The organism is Flavobacterium sp. LC2016-12, assembly GCF_015351595.1.
Taxonomy (GTDB): Bacteria; Bacteroidota; Bacteroidia; order Flavobacteriales; family Flavobacteriaceae; genus Flavobacterium.
Genome location: NZ_JADKPT010000002.1, coordinates 351860 through 368591, shown reverse-complemented (window position 1 = coordinate 368591; position 16732 = coordinate 351860). Strand labels below are relative to the sequence as shown.

The window sequence follows — 16732 nt, the reverse complement described above, 5'->3', positions numbered from 1 at the left end:
AAGATCTCAGATAAAAAGATTATTAATCTAAAAATCTGAATTCAAAAATCTAAAATCAAATTGAATGTTTAATTTTTAATATATATACATATGAACGGTTTAAATTTCATAGGAGCAGGATTAATCGTAATCGGAGCTGCATTAGGTATTGGTAGAATTGGTGGTTCAGCAATGGACGCTATTGCTCGTCAACCAGAAGCTTCAGGAAAAATCCAAACAGCTATGCTTATCGCAGCTGCACTTATTGAAGGTATTGGTTTCGCTGCGTTATTCGCTGCTTAATTAAAACACAAAAAAGAAATAGTTGCAACGGTTGGTTGCAACTATTCTTTAAAAATTAAAACATTAAAATTGTTTCTTATAGAAGCAATTTAAAAAGACATAATTTAAAATTTATAATTATATATAATGGATAAGTTAATATATCAGTTTGAGTTCGGTTTATTTTTCTGGCAAATACTAATATTTGTTGGATTAATTCTTTTGTTGAAAAAATTCGCTTGGAAACCAATTCTTGATGCAGTAAACGATAGAGAGCAAGGTATTAAAGATGCATTACTTTCTGCTGAAAATGCAAGAAAAGAAATGGAAAATTTGCAAGCTGACAATTTAAGAATTTTGAACGAAGCTCGTGCAGAACGTGATGCGATGTTGAAAGAAGCTCGCGAAATGAAAGAGAAAATGATTGCTGATTCTAAAAACGAAGCACAAGCGCAAGGTCAAAAAATGATCGAGCAAGCTAAAGCTGCTATCGAAAGTGAAAAAAATGCTGCTATGGCTGAATTGAAATCGCAAGTTTCAACTTTATCATTAAGCATTGCTGAAAAATTATTGAAAGAAGAATTATCTAACAAAGAATCTCAAACTAAATTAGTGGAGAAAATGTTAGGTGACGTAAAGTTAAACTAAGATTATGGCAAGTACAAGAGCAGCAATTCGTTATGCAAAAGCAATTCTAGACTTAGCAAACTCTAAAGGTGTTGCCGAAGCTGTAAATAACGATATGAAGTTAATTGCTTCTACAATTGAAAGCAATTTAGAATTAAGTACTTTTATTCAAAACCCAACTACAAAAGTTGAAATTAAAGAAAGTGCTCTTTTAGAAGTTTTTGCTAGTGTAAATGGTGTAACTAAAGGGTTGTTTCATTTATTATTCGAAAACAAAAGATTCGAAATTCTAGAGGCAATCGCAGTAGAATATAGTAGAGTTTTTGATGAAAGTAATGGAATTGAAGTAGCAAAAGTTACCACAGCTATTCCGATGGATGCAGCTTTGGAAGCTAAAGTTTTAGCAAAAGTTTCAACTTTATCAGATAAAAAAATAACAATTGAGAATATAGTAGATCCATCAATTATTGGAGGATTTATTTTAAGAATAGGTGATCAACAATACAACGCTTCTGTTGCAAACAGATTACAAGTATTAAAAAGAGAGTTAAGTAATTAGTTTTATTACACATAAAAGTGTCTAAATTATAAATTAAGATGGCGGAAATCAAACCTGCTGAAATTTCAGCAATATTAAGAAAGCAAGTAGAAGGTTTTGAATCTGGTGCTACGCTAGAGGAAGTAGGAACGGTACTTCAAGTTGGAGATGGTATTGCTCGTATTTACGGGCTATCGAATGTACAATATGGTGAGTTAGTTGAATTTGAAAACGGACTTGAAGCTATTGTATTGAACCTTGAAGAAGACAATGTTGGTGTGGTACTTTTAGGACCATCAACTGGAATCAAAGAAGGATCAACAGCAAAAAGAACACAACGTATTGCTTCTCTTAAAGTAGGTGAGCAAATGGTAGGACGTGTAGTAAACACTCTTGGTTTTCCAATTGATGGAAAAGGACCAATTGGTGGAGACTTATACGAAATGCCTTTAGAAAGAAAAGCTCCTGGAGTTATCTTCCGTCAGCCAGTTACTGAACCATTACAAACAGGAGTAAAAGCAGTAGATGCTATGATCCCGGTTGGTCGTGGACAACGTGAGCTTGTAATTGGTGACCGTCAAACAGGTAAATCAACTGTTTGTATCGATACAATCTTAAATCAAAAAGAATTTTACGATGCAGGAAAACCTGTATTCTGTATATATGTTGCAATTGGGCAAAAAGCTTCAACTGTAGCAGGAATCGCTAAAATGTTGGAAGAAAAAGGTGCAATGGCTTATACAGTTATTGTTGCAGCTAACGCTTCTGATCCAGCTCCAATGCAAGTTTATGCTCCTTTCGCAGGTGCTGCAATTGGAGAATACTTTAGAGATTCAGGTCGTCCTGCACTTATTGTGTATGATGATTTATCTAAACAAGCTGTTGCTTACCGTGAGGTTTCTCTTTTATTAAGAAGACCACCGGGACGTGAGGCTTACCCTGGAGACGTTTTCTACTTACACTCTCGTTTATTAGAGCGTGCTTGTAAAGTAATTGCTGATGATGGAATTGCTAAAAACATGAACGATTTACCAGATTCTATCAAGTCTATCGTAAAAGGTGGTGGTTCATTAACTGCTTTACCAATTATCGAAACTCAGGCTGGTGACGTTTCTGCATATATCCCAACAAACGTAATTTCGATTACAGATGGTCAGATTTTCCTTGATGGAGATTTGTTCAACTCTGGAGTTCGTCCTGCAATCAACGTAGGTATTTCTGTATCTCGTGTTGGAGGTAATGCTCAAATTAAATCAATGAAAAAAGTTTCTGGAACTTTAAAATTAGACCAGGCTCAATTCCGTGAATTAGAAGCTTTTGCTAAATTTGGTTCTGACCTTGATTCAGTTACTTTAAACGTAATTGAAAAAGGAAGAAGAAACGTTGAAATCTTGAAACAAGGACTAAATGATCCTTATACAGTTGAAAATCAAGTAGCAATTATTTACGCTGGTTCTAAAAACTTATTGAAAAACGTTCCTGTAAATAAAGTAAAAGAATTTGAAGCTGATTTCTTAGCTTACTTAAACAGCAAACATAAAGATACGCTTAACGCGTTGAAAGCTGGTAAGTTAGATGACAACATTACTGATGTTATCGAAAAAGCAGCAAAAGAAATTTCAGCAAAATATATCTAATTAGATAATTCGTTAATTAGATAATTAGAAAATATCTCAGGAGACTTTCTAATTATCTAATTTTCAAATTGTCACATTTTTTAATCGACAAATGGCAAATTTAAAGGAAATCCGTAATAGAATTACTTCCGTTTCATCGACGATGCAAATTACATCGGCTATGAAAATGGTTTCTGCAGCAAAGCTTAAGAAAGCACAAGATGCAATCACTGCGATGCGCCCTTATGCCGAGAAATTAACGGAGTTGTTACAAAATCTTTCTGCTACACTTGATGATGAAGTGGGAGGTGATTACACGACACAACGTGAAGTAAAAAAGGTATTGCTTGTAGCTATAACTTCTAATAGAGGTTTATGTGGTGCATTCAATTCTAACGTAATTAAAGAGATTAAAAATCGTGCTGCTTTTTACGCTGGAAAACAAGTTGATGTTTTTCCTATCGGTAAAAAAGGAAATGATGTGCTAAGTAAAACTTTTAAAGTTCACGGTCATCATAATGCCATTTTTGATCATTTGACTTTTGAAAATGTTGCCGGAATTGCAGATAATTTGACTGAAAAATTCTTATCTGGAGAATATGACAGAATCGAATTAATCTACAATCAGTTTAAAAATGCTGCGACTCAAATTGTTCAGACAGAACAATTTTTACCGTTAGCTCCAATTAAATCTGATGTACCAGTTTCAGCTGCAGATTACATTTTCGAACCTTCAAAAGAAGAAATCGTGTTGACTTTGATTCCTAAATCATTGAAAACACAATTATACAAAGGAATTCGCGATTCATTCGCTTCAGAACATGGAGCACGTATGACAGCTATGCACAAAGCAACTGACAACGCAACTGAGTTGAGAAACCAATTGAAATTGACTTACAATAAAGCACGTCAGGCATCTATTACTAATGAGATCTTAGAGATCGTTGGTGGAGCAGAAGCATTGAACGGATAAGACGTATTTTAATAAAATAGCTAAAAAGAGCCAACTTATTGTTGGCTCTTTTTTTTTGATAATTATTTTAGGATACCAATAAATTAAAAAAAAAGGGTGAAATATTTTTTTCGTTTTCAAAGAATTTATGAGAATTAACTTATTTGGTAATTAAATAGTTACAATTTGATTTTAAAAATATATATATTTATGCCTTTATAATTAGTAACTTTTTAACACTTTCTGCGTATAACATTTAACAACCAAAAAGTTATTAAAAATAGTTTAACCTAAAACAATGGCAAAAGAAAGTTTCAATTGGAAAAGTCTCTTCATTAATGATGAGACAAATAATTCAGAGGGTACAACGGCAACTCAACCATCGACGCCCATTTCAACAACTACTGACAAGAAGTTTCCGAATCAAGCTGCAGAAGCATTTCCAACAAATTCGCTGACAAATCCTTTTTTAAACGAAATTTTTGAAGTTTACGATAAAGGTTTTGAGTCATTGAATGAGTCTGGATTTGATTTTTTCGAACTTTATAAATCTGTTATGGCAGTTGGAGTGACAAATCCACAAAGTTATCAGATGGCTTTTACTATGGGTAAATCGATCAAATCTGACCTGACTAAAGAATTCCTTTTACAGAAAGGTAGTTTTTATATTGCAGAAATAGAAAAGGTTTATGCCAAATATGATACAATTGGGAAAACAAAAAAAGCCGAGCTAGATAATACGATAACCAAAGAAAAGTATAATTTATCTAAAAGCATTTCTGATTTGGAAGCCAAGATTATTGAACTTCAGAAAGAATTAGAAGCCAAAAAAATTGAACTTCAAAAAATTGATCCTGTTAATATGGAGCAGCTTTCAGAAATTCAATTAAAGATGGATGCCAACAATTTAGCGAAACAAAAAATATTAACCTCAATCAATACTGTAATAACAGGAATTAATCAATACTTATAATGGATAAATACGAACAAGAAAGAAGTACTCTTTTGACATTGCCAATTTTAAAACACTTTGACGAGTCTAAAGGAGAAATTGCTTTAAAATCAGGTGCGCTTAAAAAAGGTGAAAAGTCATTGTTTTTGGCTTTGGCACTTGGTTTATTAGGAGTTGGTGGTTATTTAATCTGGACTTATATTATTCCGCCATTATTTACGATGCTTGGTCAGGCCATTGCTTTGTCTGCTACGGGAGTATTTTTGGTTTTTTTGGTTATGATGGCGCCAGTTATTATGAAAGCGCTTCGTTTTGCAACAAAAAATCTTCATAAAGCGTTGATTCAAAGCAATCCTTTTAATGAGTTAGAAGAGCAAAAACAAAAAATGATCAAAAACCGTGAAGTTTTTAAGAACACAAAAGCGAAGCTAAAAGGTCTTAAAAATGAAATGGAAATAGAAGCCAATAAATCTGAAAAAGAGGCAAAAGAATTTCAGGAAGATGTTTTAAGCTTACAACGTCAGTCAGAAAAATTGAAATCTGCGATGGATGAAATGGTGAAACAAAACGGCGTTGCTGCAAAGGATACTGATGAATATGTAGCCCTACAAAGTGAGTTGGCCAGAAAGCTTAGCGATTCTCAAAGGGTTTCAACTCAATATGAGCAAAGCAAAAGTTTCATTCAAAAATACGGTGTTCGTGCTAATGTATTAGGGAAGATGGACCGTAAATTGACTTTAGCAGGAACAGCAATCGACATTAAAATTGCTGATTTTGATGTGACAGTTAAAATGCTTCAAAAAGAATATGAATTTGCTAAGAATGCTAAGGAAGCAACAGAAAGTGCAAAAAGCGCCATGTTGTTTACGAAAGACTGGGAATTAGAGTATGCTCTGGAAGTTGTAACATCTACAATCGCTCAGGATATTGCTAAAACTTCTGAAAACTTAATTGACATTGATGCACTGACTTCTAAATATTCTGTTGATAACGACGAACTTTATTCAAGGTTAGATTCATTGGCAGATGAAATTAAAACAGGTGACAATACAATTCCGGATTCAACAAAATATACAAATCCAAATTATAAAATGACCAAAGATGATAAAATGTCTGGTGGTGGTTTTGGAGATATTTTTTAACACAATAAATTAAATTTTATAAATAAAATGGGAAAAATTTTAAGAACAGAAAAGTTAACGACGTTTTCTGAATTATTAATAGTTATTGCTGGAATTGGTGCAATTTTAGGAGGAGTTTATTATTTGTCTCCTGGAATTAAGACTGCAGTTTCAAAACAATTAAACGGAATTGAGCTGAACCAGACAGATGTTAATAATGTTACGAATGCCGAAAAAATTGCACTTCCTTCGACAGAAATATCTTCAGAAGTTGCAGACAAACCTTTAGTGAAAATTGGTGCTTATGCATGGAATGCGCAGTCTGGAATTATTGTTTCGAATGGTGGTCCAAAAACAACAAAAGGATCATTGATGGAAAAAAACGGAGTTAATCTTGAAATTATTCGTCAGGACTGGCTTTCAGAATTGCGTAATATGCAAATGAAATTTATCGAGGAATTTGATAAAGGTGAAGCTTTCCCTTCTTCAGATAAAAGTGTTTTTGCTGTTATGATTATGGGTGACGGTGCGCCATTTTACATTAGCTCTGTTCAAAAATCATTAGACGAAAAATACGGAAAAGATAAATACCATTTACAAGTTATGGGTGTTGTCGGTATGAGTTATGGTGAAGATAAATTAATCGGGCCACCAAGCTGGAAGTCTGATCCAAAAACGATGAAAGGTTCTGTTATTTCTGCAGTTCTTGGAGATGGTGACTGGGTTACTACTGTAAACTATTGTTTTGCAAACGGATTAAAAGTAAATCCTGATCCAACTACTTATGATGCAGATGCGGTGAATATTTATCCATCTGAAAATGATGATTATATTAAATCGGCAGAAGAATTAATCAAATCTCAGACAACTGGATGGACGGTTACTTTGAAAGAAGTAGTAAACGGAAAATTAACAGGAAAATCTGTAAACAGAAAAATCGATGGTTGTGCGACATGGACACCTGGAGATAAAACAGTTTTTGATAAACTTACTGGTTTTGTTGATATTGTTTCTACAAAAGAATTCAATAACCAAATGCCAACTGCTCTTATTGGAGTTAAAGAATGGGCTGAGAAAAATCCGGATATTGTTTCTAATATTTTGAAATCGGCATTGACGGCTTCAAATCAAATGAAAAACTATGAAGACTGGAAAGTAAGAGCTTCACAAGCGGTTGCTGATACCTATAAACTTGAAACTCCTGAATATTGGTACAAAATGTTCAAAGGACAACAAGGAACAAAAGCGGGATTGACTTATAATATGGGTGGATCTAAAGTATTTAATTATGCTGACGTAATGCAATATTTTGGTTTATCAGACGGTGTGAACAGATACAAATCGGTTTATAATCAGGTTTCCGGATATTTGACAGAATTGAATCCGTTTGGATTTAATGAAAATGTTGGAGCAGTAGTTCCTTACGATCAAGCTGTAAACTTGTTTTTCTTGAAAAACATCAATGATATCGAATCTACTTCAGCTGATAAAGCAGATTATAGTTCAGAGGCAAAAGAAGTTGTAGCTTCTGGAGAATGGAAAATTAATTTTAATACAGGAAGTGCTGAGATTTCAAACTCTTCTAGTAGAGAAGTAGAAAAAATCTACAATCTTTTAATACAAGCGGAAAATACAAAATTAACGGTTGTTGGTCACACAGATAATGTTGGAAATGCAGATGCTAACTTAGCTTTATCAAAAAGTAGAGCAGAGGCAGTTGTAAATTACCTGAAACAAAAAGGTATTCCTGCAAGCCGTTTCCAATTAGTAGACGGAAAAGGTCAAGGCGATCCGGTTGCAGATAATAATACTGCTTCAGGAAAAGCATCAAACAGACGTGTGGTTATCACTTTATTAAAATAAAAAATATTAAAAGGCTATCTTAACGGATAGCCTTTTACAATAACTATGATAAAACTTTTAACTCCCTTTGAAAAAATATCAAAAATGAACAGAACGCTTATTTTAATAGGCTGGTTAGTTCTTTTGATTGTTATTTGGTTTGCGACAACAGCTGGTGAAAAACATCTTTTCCCATCTCCTGCTCAGGTTTTAGCTGGATTTTCTGATTTGTATAGAGAAGGTTTAGTGGTACATATTTTTAATTCGTTGTCTTTATGTTTTATTTCGATTTTTCTGGCTACCATAATTTCGTTATTATTTGCTTATGCATGGCCAATTCCATTATTGAAACCAATCGCTGAATTTGTTACAAAATTTAGATTTTTGCCTTTTACCGGACTTTCATTTTATATTACAATGGTAGTTCATGATGCACGAGCAATGCAGGTTTGGATCTTGGTCATTTTCCTGACTACGTTCTTAACAACTTCATTAATTGCCGTTATCAAAGACATTCCACAGGAAGAATTTGATCATGCAAAAATGCTGAAATGTACTCGGTTAGAGGTGCTTTGGCAGGTTATCATTTTAGGAAGGGTAGATTATGTAATTGATGTCATCAGACAAAATCTTGCCATCACATGGATGATGCTGGTAACAGTTGAATCGATTGTGGTAGCTTCTGGTGGATTAGGGTTTTTAATTAAAAACTCGGATAAATTCATGAATACCGGACGAATCATTGCACTTCAAATGATCATTTTATTAATTGGTCTTGGCTTAGATGCAGGAATAAACTTCTTAAGAAAAGCACTATTTAGATATTCAAAAATATAATCATGAAACACGAATATAAAGAGACGCTTTTATACGTAGAAAATCTTAGTGTTGCCTACGATGATACTGTTATTATAAAAGATATAAGTCTGATAGAAAAAGACGTAGTTAGAGACGGAGTACATTGCACCGGACAAGTTGTTGCTTTTGTTGGAAGATCGGGTAGAGGAAAATCAACATTCTTTAAAGCATTGACTGGTTTGATTCCGACGAATTCAGGAAAAATATTAATTAGAGACTTTGAAAACAAAGAACCGAATGCCGCTAAATCAGTAAACGAAGGTGACATAGGTTTTGTGGATCAAAAATATACTTTATTCAGACATAAGACAGTTACTCAGGCATTGCGATTTTCGCTGAGAAAAACAACATTGTCGAATACTGAAAAAGAGGAAAAAATAAAAAAATACCTGAAAGAATGGGGTTTAGAAAATTGTGCCGACAAATATCCTAACGAACTTTCTGGTGGACAAAGACAAAGAACAGCAATTATAGAACAGTTGTTTTCATCGGATCAATTTATTGTTTTAGATGAGCCTTTTTCAGGATTAGATGTTGGAAATATTGAAGAAGTAAAAAAATCTTTTGAGTTGCTTGGTCAATCTTCAGATTTTAACACTGTTATTTTTTCTACCCATGATATTGAATTGGCTATAGAATTGGCACAGACTATTTATGTAATTGGACATCCAACGGTTAATGGAAAAAAAGAAAACTACGGAACAATTGTAGCTAAATATGATCTGAGAGATATGGGCTTGGCCTGGAAAGATTATTGTGATGATCACTTAAAATTATCAAAAGAAATTATTCATCAAATGATGATTTCTTAAATTAGCGTATGTCAAAAAAGAACAATCCGATATCGATTATAGAAGAATCATTTTTGTCTCTAAAAAAATATTTAGAAACAAATATAAATACTAATGAAGCCGTTTTTACGGCTTCATTTATTATGGATCTGCAAAAAGAAACAAAAGACATTCTCGAAATTTGCAATGCATTAAATCAGGACACAGATTTTATTCAGAAAATAAATCAGGCTGTAAATCCTGTTTCCTCAAAAGGCTTATTGTTTAAAGCAGAACATTTTTTTCTTTCAGACATTTTAGATCTTTATGAAAGAGAATCTGCAAAAAAAACTGAAAAACAAGAGTTTGTTCTGGCGTATTATTATGATGCATTGCGTAACAAACATTTCGCAGATGAAAATTCAGTAAATGAATTAAATCAATTGGTTTTTACTGCAGAATTCAAAAATCATCTTTTAAAAATAAAGAAGGAAAACAAGATAATTGGTTCAAACGCGTATCAAAATCAATATTTACTTCCTGAAGTTTTATCCGAAAAAAAGCATAACAAATTAGAAGAAATTTTATTGAAGTATCAAAACTTCATTCATTTTGCATTTGATAAAAAATTTGAAAACGGACAAGCTTTTCAAAATTATATTGGTTTGAATTTAAACAAATTAAAAAATGAAAAAAAGGAGATAGATCCTCTTCCGGAAGAAGATACGCTCGAAAAAGTGCTGAAAGAATTAAACGCATTAGTCGGTTTAGCAGAAGTTAAAAAAGACGTTTCGGAACTTATCAATTTATTAGAAATACAGAAAAAACGTTCTCAACAAGGATTAAAGAATGTTGAAATAACTTTGCATACTGTTTTTCTTGGGCCACCCGGCACCGGAAAAACTTCTGTCGCAAGACTTTTAAGCCGAATTTTTAAACATTTGGGTTTTTTATCTAAAGGTCAAATGTATGAGACAGATCGGGAAGGACTTGTCGCGGGCTATGTAGGACAAACAGCGACAAAAGTTGATGCCGCAGTAGAATCAAGTCTTGGTGGGGTTTTGTTTGTTGATGAAGCTTATGCGTTATCTCAAAATGCATTTGGGAATGATTACGGAGCTGAAGCTGTAAATACGCTTTTGAAAAGAATGGAAGATCATCGCGAAGATCTGGCAGTTGTAGTTGCGGGATATACTGAACCAATGAAGATTTTTATAGAATCTAATCCTGGACTTCGTTCTCGTTTTAATAGATATTTTCATTTTGATCATTTTACTCCGAGTGAATTATTTCAAATTTTTGAATCCTTTTGTTCGAAGTCTGATTTTATTATTTCTGACGATGCTAAAGAAAAACTAAGCGACACTTTCGATTTGCTGTATGAAAGTAAAAATGAAAGTTTTGGAAATGCCAGAGTGGTTAGAAATCTATTTGAGAAATGTGTTCAGAATCAGGCAAACCGAATTGTGAAATTAAAAAAAATCACCAACAAAGTATTGAAAACATTGACCGAAGAAGATATCCCGGAACCAAAGGAAACGGAGCAAAATGTTAACTTAGAAATGAAAAATAAAGAATCTTAAAAGCAAAAAGAGCTGACATCCCCAATTGTCAGCTCTTTTTAAAATATAGTAGTTTTTATCTTTTTCTATTTGAGTTATAAAATGGTGATTCCTGGAATTACTCAAAAACCAAGAATCAATACCATTTTATAAATTTACCAGGCAGAAATCCATCTGCAGCGCTTTGTCTTTTATGGGAACAAACTAGCTTTATCAATCCCAATGCTCTGTTTTTTTTTTTGAGGGTTACAATCCAGCAGAATCAATCCCTTGTGCTTTGTCTTTTATGGGAACAAACTAGCTTTATTAGTCCCAATGCTCTGTTTTTTTAAGGGTTACATTACAGCAGAATCAATCCCTTGTGCTTTGTCTTTTGTGGGAACAAACTAGCTTTATTAGTCCCAATGCTTTTCTTTTTTATAAGGGTTGTATTTCTAGCTTTTCTCAATCCCTGTGATAACAAATTTAAGAACAGACTATTAATTAATAGTTACATAATTATTAACTTTTATTTATAGATTTCACATGTCTAATATTTTTACTAATATTTAGGCAATGAAAAAAAATGAGTATTTTTGAAGTCTATACTTTTTACAATGGGACTACAAATTCAGGAACTGCTTACAATAGAAGAAATGCTGGCTCAAATTGATACAATGCGTTTTCTTTATCCAAAGCTTTCAATTGAAAAATATAAATCATTTCTTTTAGAGATGGTGCCGCACAATTATATTCAGATTGGTGTTTTTGAAGATGGCGTTTGTTTAGGTATAACCGGTTGCTGGTCAGCAACAAAATTGTGGACCGGGAAATATCTTGAGATAGATAATTTTGTGGTAAACCCGGAGCATCGTTCTAAAGGAATCGGAAAATTACTGACAAATTATATTGAACAAAAAGCCATTGACTTAGACTGCAGTATCATTGTTCTGGATGCTTTTACGGGAAATTTTGCCGCACACCGTTTTTATTATAATCAGGGTTACGGACCAAAGGGATTCCATTTCGTTAAAATTTTGGATGAAAATAAACTAACGCAATAAAAAAGTATCTTACTTTTTTTATTGAACCTGCAAAATCAATATTAAACCAAAGAATTGGTTATTTTTGTTTTACAAACCTTATTATTAAATTATTTTGGGATTATATAAAAATCTATTCAAGCAAACTGCGATTTACGGACTAGCAACGGTATTACCGCGAATGCTGAGTTTTTTATTAGTAAGATTGTATACAGGTATTTTACCAACTGCAGAATATGGTGAAGTTTCAATTGTTTTATCCTGGATGGTTTTCTTTAACGTTGTACTTTCTTATGGAATGGAAACCGCCTTTTTCAGATTTTATAGCGCTGAAGAGGACAAGAAAAATGTAATTGCTACTTCTACAATTTCGATATTTTGGTCTTCGATAATTTTCTTGTTTGTTGCCTTAATTTTTAGAAATACGTTGGCAAGCCTTGCCGAAGTAGATGCACAATATGTTACCTATTCGGTTTGGATTTTAGTTTTAGATGCTTTGGTTTTAGTCCCATTTTCTAAGCTTAGAGCCAACCAGAGACCAATGGTTTATGCTGCGATTAAAATTGGAAATGTTATAATCAATTTATTGCTGAATATTTTCTTTTTAATGTACTTGCCAAAATTGGCTGCTTCAAATCCTAATTCGGTTTGGGATAATTTATATGTTGAGAATTTCCAGATTGCTTATATTTTCATTGCAAACCTATTGGCGAGTTTAGCCACTTTTGTTGTGCTTTCGCCAAATTATCTTTCACTGGGAAGAAAATTCGATCCTGTACTTTGGAAAAAAATGATGAAATACGGTCTGCCAATTTTGGTTGCCGGGCTTGCATTTGCCGTTAACGAACATTTCGATAAAATTCTATTAGGATATTTATTACCTGAAAATCTGGCTAAATCTGAAGTAGGAGCTTATTCTGCCTGTTATAAACTTGGTTTGTTTATGGTTTTGTTTGCAACAGCATTTAGATTAGGTATCGAACCTTTCTTTTTCAGTCATGCCAAAAATGAAAACGCACCTCAGACATACGCTGTAATTACCAAATATTTTGTGATTCTGGGATCCCTAATTTTATTAGGTGTAATTGTTTTTGCAGATATTTTAAAGTTTTTGCTGCTTGATAATAAATCATACTGGGAAGCCATGAAAGTCGTGCCGCTAATTATTCTGGCAAACTTCTTTTTAGGAATTTACAACAACTTATCGGTTTGGTATAAACTGACGGACAAAACAAAAATTGGCGCTTATATCTCAATTGTTGGCGCAATCGTGACTTTGGTTTTAAATTATTTTTTAATTCCAAAATACAGTTATTACGGTTCTGCAATTGCCACTATTTCTGCTTACGGAAGCATGATGTTGATTTCTTATGTTTTAGGAAATAAATATTACCCGATACCTTATGATATGAACAAAATTGGAGCTTACCTTGGAATTTCAATTGTATTTTCAGCTATTTCTTTTTACGGATTTAGAGAAAATTATTTTGTCGGAATTCCGTTATTACTAGGCTTTATCTATTTTGTTTACCATAACGAAAAAGACACGATCAAAGGAATTATGAATAGAAAGTAATATTACTTTTTAATCTTTTAAAATAAAAAATGAAAATACAAATTATCAATAAATCACAGCACGACTTACCAAACTACGAAACAATTGCTTCGGCAGGAATGGATTTACGTGCTAATTTAACGGAATCAATTACGCTTAAACCTTTAGAAAGAACTATTGTAAAAACGGGTCTTTTTATTGAATTACCAATAGGATACGAAGCTCAGGTTAGACCAAGAAGTGGATTGGCGGCCAAAAAAGGAGTAACCGTTTTGAATTCACCCGGAACCGTTGATGCCGATTACAGAGGCGAAATAGGGGTAATTTTAGTAAATTTATCAAATGAAGAATTCGTAATCGAAAACGGTGAACGAATTGCTCAATTAATAATCGCGAAACACGAAAGAGCCGAATGGATTGAAGTTGAAGAATTATCAGAAACTTCAAGAGGCGAAGGCGGATTTGGAAGTACTGGTGTGAAATAGTTTTCAGTTGCAGTTTCAGTAATTAGTTTTCGACTTTGCGATCTCAAAAATGAAATGATTAAGCATTGCGAACAGTGCGTATCCCGATAGCTATCGGGATTGCGAACATTGCGGTAAAACAAGAACCAACTCAAGAAGATTTTTTTAATCTTCCCATAAAAAATAAATACAAAAATGAAAATAATAGTTCCAATGGCGGGCCGTGGCTCGAGACTTAGACCACATACTTTAACTGTTCCTAAACCATTAATTCCTGTTGCAGGAAAATCAATCGTGCATCGTTTAGTCGAAGACATTGCTAAAATCTTAAAACAGCCTATTGAGGAAGTTGCTTTTATTTTGGGTGATGAAGCTTTTTTTGGAGATGATGTTGTTGCAAGTTTACAAGATTTGGCAAAAGGTTTAGGTGCAAAAGCATCGATCTATCGTCAGGATTTGCCATTGGGAACAGGTCACGCGATTATGTGTGCAAAAGAATCACTATCTGGTCCTGCAGTTATTGCTTATGCAGATACTTTGATCAGAGCCGATTTTGAGCTAGATCCTTCTGCGGATTCGGTAATTTGGGTAAAACAAGTAGATCAGCCAGAAGCATTTGGTGTTGTAAAATTAAATGCTAATAATGAAATTATAGAATTGGTTGAAAAACCAAAAGAATTCGTGAGTGATTTAGCTGTTATCGGAATCTATTATTTTAAAGAAGTTGGTGATTTGAAAAAAGAACTTCAGGGCGTTTTGGATAATAATATTCAGAATGGTGGAGAATATCAAATCAATGATGGTATTAAAGCCATGATGGCTAACGGAAAAGTTTTCAAAACAGGAAGCGTTGACGAATGGATGGACTGCGGAAATAAAGATGTTACCGTTGAAACTAATTCAAGAATGCTTGGATTTTTGCATAATGACGGAGAACATTTAGTAGACTATGATGTGACATTAGAAAATTCGACAATTATTCCTCCTTGTTATATTGGTGAAAATGTAGTGTTGAAAAACACAACAGTAGGACCAAACGTATCTTTAGGAAAAGGATGTCATGTAACGGATAGTGTTATAAAAAACAGTTTAGTTCAGACATTTTCTCAAATAAAAAATGCTAACTTAGACAATGCGATGATTGGGAACCATGTTAGTTATGATGGTAAATTTTCAAGTATCAGCATTGGAGATTATTCTGTTTTGGAATAATAAAAGTTTAAAATAAAATTATGTAAATGATGAAAAGAGGGTTTTTTGTAATTTTATTTTTCGTTTTGCTTGGCAATTCAATGTCGGTTTTAGCTCAGACTGAACCGGAAGATATTGCTATGGCAACCGATGAATATCAAGACTCTTTTTATGAATCATTAAAACAAAAAGGAATTGAAAATTATGATAAAGCCATCGTATCATTAGAAAAATGTATTAAACTAAAACCTAATGATGCAGTAGCTTACTTTGAATTGGGAAAAAATTATTTTTTCCTGAAACAATATAGTAGTGCTCAAAGTTCATTTGAAAAAGCAACACAGCTAGATCCGAAAAATAAATGGTATTGGCTTGGAATTTATGATGTAAGTTATGAAACCAAGAACTACCCTTTGGCAATCGAAACGATTCAGAAAATTATTCCGTTTGACGAGGAGTACAAAGATGATTTGATTTCGCTGTACATGTTAACGAATCAGTACGACAAAGCGCTTGCGACAATCAATGAGATGAACGATAAGTTCGGAAAATCGGATGATCGTGAAAGATATAAATTGCAGATTTTATCACAGGGGAAATATCAAAATTCTGAGATTGAAAATTTAGTTACCCAGATTAAACAAAATCCGAAAGAAGAATCAAACTATGTTGACCTGATTTTTTTATATTCAAAAAACGAGGAAACAGATAAAGCTTTGGATGTTGCAAAACAGTTGGCGAAAGAAATTCCGAATTCTGAATGGGCTCAGGTGAGTTTGTTCAAAGGATATTTGGATTCTAATAAAGCGGATCAGGCAATTAAGTCGATGAATGTAATTTTATCAAGTTCAAAAATTGATTCAAAAATAAAGCATCGTACATTAAATGAGTTTTTGATTTATGTGAATAAAAATCCGCAGTATGCTCCTGACTTAGAGAAAGCGATTGCCTACTTCGACAACGATGCGAATGTGGATGTTGCAAAAGAAGTTGGTAAATTTTATCATAGTAAAGGTCAGTATGAAAATGCAATTAAATATTACGAAAAACATTTAAAGGCCAATTCAGATACAGATCGTGAAACCAATTTGCTTTTGCTCGAAGCATACACTCAGGCAAAACAGTTTGAACCTATGACAAAAAGAGCGATGACTATGATTGAAGTGTATCCGAGCCAGCCTCAATTTTACTATTACGCAGGCTTGGGAAGCAATAAGTTACAACAATTTAAGAATGCAAAAACCGTTTTAGAAATGGGACTCGATTATGTGGTCGATGATAAAACACTTGAGGGAAATTTTAATATTCAGCTTGGAGAGGCATATAATGGGTTAGGAGACGCTAAGAAAAAAGAGGAATACTTTTTGAAAGCAAATGAGTTATTAAAACAAAAAAAGTAAA

At 33.2% G+C, this 16732-nt stretch carries 16 protein-coding genes; all 16 read left to right on the top strand.

The genetic code is table 11. The features are described from left to right. The first annotated feature begins 90 nt into the window (after positions 1-90). The 16 genes from atpE to IRZ99_RS05930 all read left to right on the top strand — a co-directional run bounded on the left by atpE (position 91) and on the right by IRZ99_RS05930 (position 16731). Entirely contained in the window at positions 91-282 is a 192-nt protein-coding gene (atpE, locus tag IRZ99_RS06005) for an ATP synthase F0 subunit C (protein ID WP_053472986.1), read from the top strand. 126 nt (positions 283-408) lie between these two features. Continuing rightward, on the top strand, positions 409-909 hold the full coding sequence (locus IRZ99_RS06000) for a F0F1 ATP synthase subunit B (RefSeq protein ID WP_194656391.1): 501 nt from the start codon (positions 409-411) through the stop codon (positions 907-909). Positions 910-913: 4 nt separating this feature from the next. Next, positions 914-1447, top strand: a complete 534-nt coding sequence (gene atpH / locus IRZ99_RS05995) for an ATP synthase F1 subunit delta (RefSeq protein WP_194656390.1) — start codon at positions 914-916, stop codon at positions 1445-1447. A gap of 38 nt (positions 1448-1485) precedes the next feature. After that, entirely contained in the window at positions 1486-3063 is a 1578-nt protein-coding gene (gene atpA / locus IRZ99_RS05990; protein WP_194656389.1) for a F0F1 ATP synthase subunit alpha, read from the top strand. Between the two features lie 91 nt (positions 3064-3154). Next, complete coding sequence (atpG, locus tag IRZ99_RS05985; protein WP_194656388.1) at positions 3155-4015, top strand: ATP synthase F1 subunit gamma; 861 nt, start codon at positions 3155-3157, stop codon at positions 4013-4015. A gap of 277 nt (positions 4016-4292) precedes the next feature. After that, entirely contained in the window at positions 4293-4967 is a 675-nt protein-coding gene (locus IRZ99_RS05980; protein WP_194656387.1) for a hypothetical protein, read from the top strand. After that, positions 4967-6088 (top strand): hypothetical protein, encoded by a 1122-nt coding sequence (locus IRZ99_RS05975; RefSeq protein ID WP_194656386.1) that lies wholly within the window; start codon positions 4967-4969, stop codon positions 6086-6088. The genes IRZ99_RS05980 and IRZ99_RS05975 overlap by 1 nt, the downstream gene beginning before the upstream one ends. Positions 6089-6115: 27 nt before the next feature. Next, positions 6116-7930: a phosphate ABC transporter substrate-binding/OmpA family protein gene (locus IRZ99_RS05970; RefSeq protein WP_194656385.1), complete on the top strand. Its 1815-nt coding sequence runs from the start codon at positions 6116-6118 to the stop codon at positions 7928-7930. 84 nt (positions 7931-8014) lie between these two features. Continuing rightward, positions 8015-8746 carry an ABC transporter permease gene (locus IRZ99_RS05965; protein ID WP_194656384.1) on the top strand — a complete coding sequence of 244 codons (732 nt, stop codon included), beginning with the start codon at positions 8015-8017 and terminating at the stop codon, positions 8744-8746. A gap of 2 nt (positions 8747-8748) precedes the next feature. Continuing rightward, positions 8749-9579 carry an ATP-binding cassette domain-containing protein gene (locus tag IRZ99_RS05960; RefSeq protein WP_194656383.1) on the top strand — a complete coding sequence of 277 codons (831 nt, stop codon included), beginning with the start codon at positions 8749-8751 and terminating at the stop codon, positions 9577-9579. Positions 9580-9587: 8 nt separating this feature from the next. Further along, complete coding sequence (locus IRZ99_RS05955) at positions 9588-11120, top strand: AAA family ATPase (RefSeq protein ID WP_194656382.1); 1533 nt, start codon at positions 9588-9590, stop codon at positions 11118-11120. 575 nt (positions 11121-11695) lie between these two features. Continuing rightward, a complete protein-coding gene (locus IRZ99_RS05950; protein WP_194656516.1) occupies positions 11696-12142 on the top strand; it encodes a GNAT family N-acetyltransferase in 447 nt (148 codons plus the stop codon). A gap of 94 nt (positions 12143-12236) precedes the next feature. Further along, positions 12237-13697 (top strand): lipopolysaccharide biosynthesis protein, encoded by a 1461-nt coding sequence (locus IRZ99_RS05945; protein WP_194656381.1) that lies wholly within the window; start codon positions 12237-12239, stop codon positions 13695-13697. 29 nt (positions 13698-13726) lie between these two features. Next, entirely contained in the window at positions 13727-14161 is a 435-nt protein-coding gene (gene dut / locus IRZ99_RS05940) for a dUTP diphosphatase (RefSeq protein WP_074660083.1), read from the top strand. A 174-nt stretch (positions 14162-14335) separates the two neighbouring features. Next, complete coding sequence (locus IRZ99_RS05935; RefSeq protein WP_194656380.1) at positions 14336-15352, top strand: sugar phosphate nucleotidyltransferase; 1017 nt, start codon at positions 14336-14338, stop codon at positions 15350-15352. A gap of 29 nt (positions 15353-15381) precedes the next feature. Then, on the top strand, positions 15382-16731 hold the full coding sequence (locus tag IRZ99_RS05930) for a lipopolysaccharide assembly protein LapB (RefSeq protein ID WP_194656515.1): 1350 nt from the start codon (positions 15382-15384) through the stop codon (positions 16729-16731). Position 16732 lies beyond the last annotated feature (1 nt).

What these genes read in the sequence shown, in the direction of transcription:
- IRZ99_RS05975 (WP_194656386.1), top strand. Translation starts at nt 4,967, where the DNA reads ATGGATAAATACGAACAAGAAAGAAGTACTCTTTTGACATTGCCAATT.
- IRZ99_RS05980 (WP_194656387.1), top strand. Translation starts at nt 4,293, where the DNA reads ATGGCAAAAGAAAGTTTCAATTGGAAAAGTCTCTTCATTAATGATGAG.
- IRZ99_RS05960 (WP_194656383.1), top strand. Translation starts at nt 8,749, where the DNA reads ATGAAACACGAATATAAAGAGACGCTTTTATACGTAGAAAATCTTAGT.
- IRZ99_RS06000 (WP_194656391.1), top strand. Translation starts at nt 409, where the DNA reads ATGGATAAGTTAATATATCAGTTTGAGTTCGGTTTATTTTTCTGGCAA.
- IRZ99_RS05950 (WP_194656516.1), top strand. Translation starts at nt 11,696, where the DNA reads ATGGGACTACAAATTCAGGAACTGCTTACAATAGAAGAAATGCTGGCT.
- IRZ99_RS05930 (WP_194656515.1), top strand. Translation starts at nt 15,382, where the DNA reads ATGAAAAGAGGGTTTTTTGTAATTTTATTTTTCGTTTTGCTTGGCAAT.
- atpH (WP_194656390.1), top strand. Translation starts at nt 914, where the DNA reads ATGGCAAGTACAAGAGCAGCAATTCGTTATGCAAAAGCAATTCTAGAC.
- IRZ99_RS05965 (WP_194656384.1), top strand. Translation starts at nt 8,015, where the DNA reads ATGAACAGAACGCTTATTTTAATAGGCTGGTTAGTTCTTTTGATTGTT.
- atpA (WP_194656389.1), top strand. Translation starts at nt 1,486, where the DNA reads ATGGCGGAAATCAAACCTGCTGAAATTTCAGCAATATTAAGAAAGCAA.
- IRZ99_RS05935 (WP_194656380.1), top strand. Translation starts at nt 14,336, where the DNA reads ATGAAAATAATAGTTCCAATGGCGGGCCGTGGCTCGAGACTTAGACCA.
- dut (WP_074660083.1), top strand. Translation starts at nt 13,727, where the DNA reads ATGAAAATACAAATTATCAATAAATCACAGCACGACTTACCAAACTAC.
- IRZ99_RS05970 (WP_194656385.1), top strand. Translation starts at nt 6,116, where the DNA reads ATGGGAAAAATTTTAAGAACAGAAAAGTTAACGACGTTTTCTGAATTA.
- atpG (WP_194656388.1), top strand. Translation starts at nt 3,155, where the DNA reads ATGGCAAATTTAAAGGAAATCCGTAATAGAATTACTTCCGTTTCATCG.
- IRZ99_RS05955 (WP_194656382.1), top strand. Translation starts at nt 9,588, where the DNA reads ATGTCAAAAAAGAACAATCCGATATCGATTATAGAAGAATCATTTTTG.
- atpE (WP_053472986.1), top strand. Translation starts at nt 91, where the DNA reads ATGAACGGTTTAAATTTCATAGGAGCAGGATTAATCGTAATCGGAGCT.